Source organism: Arthrobacter sp. SAFR-044 (assembly GCF_059414985.1).
On sequence record NZ_JBPFDN010000017.1, the window covers coordinates 61,509 to 68,791 of the forward strand.

Here is a 7,283-nt window from a genome sequence, read left to right on the forward strand (position 1 = left end):
GGTCCCCATAATAAATGAATGGCATTCATTTATTCGACAGTCGGTGGCAGCGCCGCCCCTAACCACGCCTCCACCGGTACCGCAGCCCGCATGCCCGCAGAGTGGGGCACCCACCAGCGGACCTGGATGGCCTTCCCGCCGCCAAACGACACCTTCGGGCCGGTGGGAAGCTGCACCCTGGACCGGGCGCGGACCGCCTGGACCACGGTGGCCCGGACCATCGCAAGGTACGAGCCCGTCACGGTCATCGCCGATCCGCGCGATGCCACCGCCGCGCGGGAATGGCTCGGCCAGGGCATCGACGTCCTGGAGGTTCCGCTGGACGACGCCTGGCTGCGGGACAGCGGTCCTACCTTCGTTCACCAGCCGGACGGTTCACTCGCCGCCGTCGATTGGATCTTCAACGGTTGGGGCGCTCAGACTTGGGCTGCCTGGGCTAAGGACCAGGACGTGGCCCGGAGCGTGGCGGCCGGCACCAACGTGCCAGTCAGGCGAAGCTCCTTGGTGAACGAGGGCGGCGGATTCCATGTGGACGGTGAAGGCACGGTACTGCTGACCGAAACGGTGCAGCTCGATCCGGGCCGAAACCCCGGCGCCACCAAGGAGTCCGTCGAGGCAGAAGTCCATGCAGCCCTGGGCACCACCAAGGCCATCTGGCTCCCGCGGGGCCTCACCCGCGACTACGACGAGTTTGGCACCCGTGGCCACGTGGACATTGTGGCCGCCTTCGCCGGCCCCGGCACCATCCTGCTCCATCGCCAGGATGACCCCGCCCACCCCGACCATGCCGTCTACCTGCAGCTGAAGACGGTCCTCGCCGGGCAGCTGGACGCCCAGGGCCAGCCGCTGCGCATCATCGACGTTCCGGCCCCCACCACGCTCAGGGACGACGAGGGCTGGGTGGACTGGTCCTACATCAACCACTACGTGGCCAACGGGGTGGTGGTGCTGTGCAGCTTCAACGATCCCAACGACAGCATCGCCGCAGGCATACTGGAACGCGCCTACCCCGGACGAACCGTGGAACTGGTGGACGCCCGGGATATCTTCGCCTTCGGCGGAGGCATCCACTGCATCACCCAGCAGCAGCCGGCCCTGCTCAAAGGCGGTGCAGCATGAAGCTCGCGCAGGCTACTCATCAACCGGCCGCTGCGGAGGTGTTCGACGTAGTGGAGGCCGGCATCAGCCAGCTCCGCGCCGCGCTGGAGTCCGGAGAGGCTACCAGCGAGGAGCTGGTCCGTTCCTATCTGCAGCGTATCCAGAAGTATGACTCGTCAGGAATATGCCTGAATTCCCTCGTGGTGATGAACCCCGAGGCCATCGCCGAGGCGCAGGACTCGGACCGCCGCCGTGCTGCCGGGTCCACGCTCAGCCCCCTGGACGGCATCCCCTACACAGCAAAGGACAGCTACCAGGTCAAAGGCCTCACCGTCGCTGCCGGCTCACCGGCGTTCAAGGACCTCGTGGCGCAGCGGGACGCCTTCACCATCGAACGGCTGCGGGCCGGGGGCGCAGTCCTGATCGGACTGACCAACATGCCGCCCATGGCCAACGGAGGTATGCAGCGCGGGGCATACGGCCGTGCGGAGAGCCCGTACAACGCGGACTTCCTTACTGCGGCCTATGCTTCCGGTTCCTCCAACGGCTCCGGCACCGCAACGGCCGCCAGCTTCGCAGCCTTCGGACTCGCCGAGGAGACGTGGTCCTCAGGCCGGGCGCCGGCGTCGAACAATGCCCTCTGCGCCTACACGCCCTCCCGCGGCGTCATCTCCGTGCGCGGCAACTGGCCCCTGGTTCCCACCATGGATGTAGTGGTTCCGCACGCCCGCACCATGGCGGACCTGCTGGAGGTCCTGGACGTCGTCGTGGCCGATGACGCCGAGCCACGCGGCGACTTCTGGCGTGTCCAGCCCTGGATTCCGGTGCCCATGGCATCGGCTGTCCGCCCGCCGTCGTACGTAGGTCTCGCCGTTCCGGACGCAGCCGCGGCGGCAGGCGTACTTGCGGGCAAACGGCTTGGCGTGCCGCGGATGTACATCAACGCTGATCCGCAGGCCGGCACTGCCCAAGCACCGGGCATCGGGGGACCCACAGGGCAACGGATTCAAACCCGTGGCTCCATCATTGAACTGTGGAACGCGGCCCGCCGCGACCTGGAAGCCGCAGGGGCCGACGTGGTGGAAGTGGACTTCCCCGTGGTCTCCAACTACGAAGGGGACCGGCCCGGCGCCCCCACCCTCGCCACCCGCGGCCTGGTGTCCCCGGAGTACCTGCGCCGGGAAATCGTGGACCTCTCCGCCTGGGCGTGGAATGACTTCCTGGGTGCCAACGGCGACCCGCAGCTGAACCGACTGGCCGACGTCGATGGAGCCGCCATCTTCCCCGCCCCGGACGGCGCGCTGCCGGACCGCTATGACGGGTTCGATGACGACATCGCAGAGTATCCAGCATGGATCCGGGAGCACGGAGCACCGCTGCTGGCAGAGATTCCACACCTCAGCGACGGGTTGAAGGGGCTCGAGGAAACCCGCCGCGTGGACCTGGAGGAGTGGATGGACGGTCTGGGCCTGGATGCCGTGGTGTTCCCGGCGGCTGCCGATGTTGGCCCGGCGGACGCGGACACCAACACCGCCTCGGCTGACATCGCCTGGCGCAACGTTGTGGGTGGCCAACGGAAACCTGGTCCCCCGGCACCTTGGCATTCCCACCGTCACTGTTCCCATGGGCATCGCGGCGGACATCGCGATGCCCGTGGGCCTCACCATCGCCGGCAAGGCCTACGGTGACACGGAACTGCTCCGGCTTGCTGCGGCGTTTGAAGCCACCGGGACCCGGCGCGTCCCGCCGCCGCGCACCACGCCCGCCGGCAGCGAAGGAACTCCTGGCTAACCGCCTTAACGCCCGCCCGCCTCCCGGCCGCCCCTCGCGTCCGGGAGGCGGGTGGTTCACGACCGCAGGGCCTCCCCGCCCACCCAGCGGAAGCGCCTTGACAGCGTCGTTTGTTAGCGCTGACAGTGGGAGGAAACCGACCCCAAGCGAAAGCCACTCGATGAAGAACTGGGCAGGAAACCTCGAATACTCCTCCGCGGATGTCAGGCGGCCGGAATCCGCAGCGGAACTGGCCTCCATCGTGGCCGCTTCGCCGCGGGTAAAGGCACTGGGTTCCCGGCACTCGTTCAACCGGGTAGGAGACACCGACGGCGTCCACGTCCTCCTCGATGCCCTGCCGCAGCAGGTGGTGCTGGATCGCGGCCGGGGAACGGTCCGCGTCAGCGGCGGGGTGAGTTACGGGGCGCTGTGCCGGACCCTTGAGGAGTCCGGCGTTGCCATCCACAACCTTGCCTCGCTGCCGCATATCTCGGTGGCAGGGGCGGTGCAGACCGGCACGCATGGCTCGGGCGTGAACAACCCTTCCCTCGCCGGCGCCGTGGAATCCATCGACCTGGTCCGGGCCTCCGGCGAGCAGGTCACGCTGACCAGGGCGGACGGTGACGAGTTCCTGGCAAGCGTGGTGGGCATCGGGGCCCTGGGCATTGTCACTGGCCTGGAACTGGCGGTACGGCCCAGCTTCAGGATGCGCCAGCGGGTTCTCGAGGACCTGCCGTGGGACAACGCCCTGGCCGATTTCTCCACCATCGTGTCCAGCGCCTACAGCGTGAGCCTGTTTACGGACTACGCCGGCGACAGGATCAACCAGGTCTGGCTCAAGGCCCTCGACGAGGAGGAGGCGCTTCCAAGCCTGTTCGGGGCAACCGCCGCGCTGCATCCCCGACATCCCTTGCCGGACATGTCCGCGGAAAACTGCACGGCGCAGTTGGACGAACCGGGCCTGTGGCTGGACCGGCTCCCGCACTTCCGGCATGAGTTCACCCCGAGCAACGGAGACGAACTCCAGAGCGAGTTCATCCTTCCCCTGGAGCACGCCCCCGCCGCCCTCCAGGCAGTCCGCGCGCTGGCCGACGATCTCGCACCGCTGCTGTTTGTCTCGGAGATCCGCACCGGCGCAGCGGACGAGTTCTGGCTCAGCCCCTTCTTCCGGCAGCAGAGCGTTGCGCTGCACTTCACGTGGAAGCCGCTGCAGCCCGAGGTGGAGGGCTTCCTTCCGGTCCTGGAGGAAGCCCTGCGGCCCTTTGGTGCAAGGCCGCACTGGGGCAAGCTGTTCACCGCGGACGGCTACGACTGGGAAGCGCTCTACCCGCGCTTCGCCGACTTCCGTGCCTTTGCTGCAAGCCATGATCCCGAGGACAAGTTCCGGAATCCCCTGCTGGACAGCATCCTCGGCGTCCCGGCGCGGCGGTAGGAGGCCGCCGGTACGCTGGAGGCATGACTTTTCGTCCCGCCGTCGTTCCCGCCACTGTCCTTGCCGCCGCCCTGCTGCTGACGGGGTGCGGCGCCGTGGGGGACGCTGCGGGAAACGCGGCCAGCGACGCCGCCTCCAAGGCTGCCTCGACCGCCGCCCAGGAAGTCAACCGGCAAGTCTGCGCAGTAGTCCAGGACGGACTGGTCAGCGTTGAGGACCGCAAGGCGTTGGCAGGTTTGGTCTCGGCTGCACGGACGGCAGGGGTCCCCGCGGAGATCACGACGCCGTTGGGGCAGCTTGCGGATGCCGGGGACCAGGTGCCGGCAGACTCCGTCCGGGCCCTGCAGGACGCCTGCCGGGCCTGAGCGGCAAGGGGCCGGAAGGCCCTTCAGCACGCGGATGCCCGCTGCTACCTTGAAGTGACGAACCAGTAAGCCTGTGGGTCACGCGCGAAGGAGATCGCCATGGCGGAACGCGGCAAAACCACCTCAGCCCCACTCGTTGCGGAGGAGGAAAAGTGACCACAAGCCTGCAGATATATGCCGATCTATACCGCACCCCCGGTCCTTGGTGCACGGCGTACGTGAACGCGGGAACCGGGACAGTGGACACGCTCGAAGCCGGCGACGTCAGGCCCGGAAATACACGGGCCCAACTCGAAGCAAAAGGGGCAACCCCCGCTGATATCGAGGCAATGGAACAAGCCCTCAAGCCGGCAGCCGGAGTACCGTCCCCCGTGGCACGGTTCGCCCTGGTCCATGCCGGGAAAACTGAAGTCAATGAGGTGCTTCCGGGCGGTCTTGTCCTGCCCGAGCGGCTGGCCGTGGAGCCTGTCCCTGACCTGCTGCCGCTGGTCAAGCACCGGCCGGAAGACCTTGCCTATGTCGTGGCGGAAGTAAGCCGGGAACATGGCGAAATCCGGTTGTACCGGGCCGGGTCAGGGGTGCCCGCCGGCGTGCAGGAAGTGGAGGGCGAGTCCGAGCACGTGCACAAGTTCCACGGCGGAGGCTGGTCGGAGCTGCGGTTCCAGCACCACACCGAGGACGTCTGGCGCCGGAATGCCGACGAAGTGGCGGGCGAGATAGACAGGGTGGCCAGCTCCAGCGGGGCCCGGCTGATCGTTCTCGCCGGTGACGTCCGCGCCCGTGGCCTGGTCAAGGACAATCTTTCCGAGGCCAGCAGGACATTAGTGTCGGAAGTGGATTCACACACCCATACCGCCGGCGCTGACAGCGCCAACCTGGAGGACCAGGTAAACCGCCACGTTGCCGAGCTGTGGGCGGAGGAGCAGAAGGCTGTCATGGACAGGCTGGCCGTCCAGGAGGGCCAGGCCAATCCGGAGGCAGCCCATGGCATCGGAGCGGTTGTGCATGCACTCCAGCAGGCGCAGGTGGAGCTCCTGATCCTTGATGACGCCGTCTTGTCCGGACGGACCCTGCTGGCCCTGGATGCTGAGCCTTGGATCGCCACAGCCAAAGATGAAGCGCTGGCCGCAGGAATCCTGGGAGAAGTGCCGGCCCCTGCGGCGCTGCTTCGGGCAGCTGCCCTCACCGACGCCCGGGTCCTCCTGGTTCCGGGACCGGTCCTGCCGGAGGGCGTGCCTGCCGCAGCATTGCTGCGCTGGTCCTCGGGACCGGACGTCCCGTCGTCGTAAGCCGTAGCGCCCCTGCAGCTTCTTGATCCTTTTCAGTTCTGGTGCGGCTGTTCCCAACCCCGGATGCCGGCCGCCCGTCCGGCCTGGGGCCGGTGCCCCGCCCGGTGTTCCGGCGGAGCAAACGGAACCACGCCACTATCGCGGCTGAGTGGGACGGCACGGACAAACTTGGTGAGTTCCTCCCGGAGTTCCTTCCACCCGATGTCGGGATCGTCCGGATAGGCGTTGACCTCCGCTTGGCGCGCCGCTTCGACGGCGGCAACACCGGCGTCCGTCAGCTCCACTTTCAGCTGGCGGCGGTCCGAGGCGTGGCGGGTCCTGGTGATAAGTCCGGTGCCCTCGAGCCGGGTAAGGACCCGGCCCAGCGTCTGGCTTTGGACCCTGATCGCGTCGGCAAGTTGTTCCTGGTTCAGTGGGCCCCCCGTCAGGCCTTCCAGTGCAATAACGGCGGCACGGGTGAGGCCAAGGGGGGCCAGTGCATCGTCCTGTCGCCTCTGGATCAGCCGTGCCGCCAAAGTGATAAGGCGGTAGCTGCTCCGGGCGTCCGGATCGAGATTGCTGGTCATCGGCCGCGGCCTTCCTGTAGGTGGCTAAGTGCTGGTCACCCTGCGTCGCTACACCACTACAATAAGCATGCTTAGCAACATATTCGCAAGTAGGCTTACTATTCGCCCGCCGTTCAAGCCTATCCTCCGCACCGGAACTTCGAAACCGCAGCACTACCCCTTGCAATCCAAATGGGAAGTGTGCTTAGTATCTAATTAGTAACCTTGCTTACTAAGTTGCCAGCATTGCTGGTTCTTGATCGCCAGCTAACCCTTTCTGAAAGAGAGCGAAGATGACAGAGAACCAATGGCCCCAGACCCCGCACACCACCAGCGATCCGGTCCTCGCCGATCCTTATGGTGCAACGGAGGTAGCTCCCCAGCAGGCCTCCTACCCAACCACTTCGGGTGACACCTCCAAGACGCAGGCAGCAAAGGAGGAGGCCTCCAACGTTGCCGGTGAGGCCGCATCTGCAGCCCAGGGAGTGGCCCAGACTGCGAAGGAAGAGGCCGCGAACGTGGCGCATGAGGCGAAGGCCAATGCGCAGGACCTGCTGCACCAGGCGAAGTCCGGCCTTACCAGCCAGGCAGGCACCCAGCAGCAGAAGGCCGCGGAAGGCATCCGCACGATCTCCAGCCAGCTGCACAGCATGGCCAGCGCCCCGGACCAGCAGGGCATGGCCAGCGACTTGGTCCGGCAGGCGGCAGAGCGCACGTCCTCGATGGCGTCCTGGTTGGAAAACCGCGAGCCCGGTGACCTCCTGAACGAGGTCCAGCGGTTCGC

5 protein-coding genes and 2 pseudogenes are annotated in these 7,283 nt (G+C 66.9%); 6 read left to right on the plus strand and 1 reads right to left on the minus strand.

The window, feature by feature from the left end; translation table 11 throughout:
- The first annotated feature begins 18 nt into the window (after nt 1–18).
- The 5 genes and pseudogenes from ACR65J_RS19595 to ACR65J_RS19615 all read left to right on the plus strand — a co-directional run bounded on the left by ACR65J_RS19595 (nt 19) and on the right by ACR65J_RS19615 (nt 5,954).
- Nucleotides 19–1,119 (plus strand): agmatine deiminase family protein, encoded by a 1,101-nt coding sequence (locus tag ACR65J_RS19595; protein WP_440172201.1) that lies wholly within the window; start codon nt 19–21, stop codon nt 1,117–1,119.
- Nucleotides 1,116–2,889, plus strand: a pseudogene (locus ACR65J_RS19600) (amidase). The gene ACR65J_RS19595 and the pseudogene ACR65J_RS19600 overlap by 4 nt, the downstream one beginning before the upstream one ends.
- 160 nt (nt 2,890–3,049) lie before the next feature.
- Nucleotides 3,050–4,300 carry a D-arabinono-1,4-lactone oxidase gene (locus ACR65J_RS19605; RefSeq protein ID WP_440172204.1) on the plus strand — a complete coding sequence of 417 codons (1,251 nt, stop codon included), beginning with the start codon at nt 3,050–3,052 and terminating at the stop codon, nt 4,298–4,300.
- A gap of 23 nt (nt 4,301–4,323) precedes the next feature.
- On the plus strand, nt 4,324–4,665 hold the full coding sequence (locus tag ACR65J_RS19610; RefSeq protein ID WP_440172206.1) for a hypothetical protein: 342 nt from the start codon (nt 4,324–4,326) through the stop codon (nt 4,663–4,665).
- A gap of 152 nt (nt 4,666–4,817) precedes the next feature.
- On the plus strand, nt 4,818–5,954 hold the full coding sequence (locus tag ACR65J_RS19615) for a baeRF2 domain-containing protein (RefSeq protein ID WP_440172209.1): 1,137 nt from the start codon (nt 4,818–4,820) through the stop codon (nt 5,952–5,954).
- A 32-nt stretch (nt 5,955–5,986) separates the two neighbouring features.
- On the opposite strand, the gene ACR65J_RS19620 is transcribed toward ACR65J_RS19615, so the two are convergent.
- On the minus strand, nt 5,987–6,520 hold the full coding sequence (locus tag ACR65J_RS19620; RefSeq protein ID WP_440172211.1) for a MarR family winged helix-turn-helix transcriptional regulator: 534 nt from the start codon (nt 6,518–6,520) through the stop codon (nt 5,987–5,989).
- A 272-nt stretch (nt 6,521–6,792) separates the two neighbouring features.
- On the opposite strand from ACR65J_RS19620, the pseudogene ACR65J_RS19625 reads away from it, so the two are divergent.
- Nucleotides 6,793–7,283: pseudogene (locus tag ACR65J_RS19625) on the plus strand (hypothetical protein); the annotation flags it as partial.

Coding starts and splice junctions, on each gene's coding strand:
- ACR65J_RS19595 (WP_440172201.1), top strand. CDS start 19: ATGGCATTCATTTATTCGACAGTCGGTGGCAGCGCCGCCCCTAACCAC.
- ACR65J_RS19610 (WP_440172206.1), top strand. CDS start 4,324: ATGACTTTTCGTCCCGCCGTCGTTCCCGCCACTGTCCTTGCCGCCGCC.
- ACR65J_RS19605 (WP_440172204.1), top strand. CDS start 3,050: ATGAAGAACTGGGCAGGAAACCTCGAATACTCCTCCGCGGATGTCAGG.
- ACR65J_RS19620 (WP_440172211.1), bottom strand. CDS start 6,520: ATGACCAGCAATCTCGATCCGGACGCCCGGAGCAGCTACCGCCTTATC.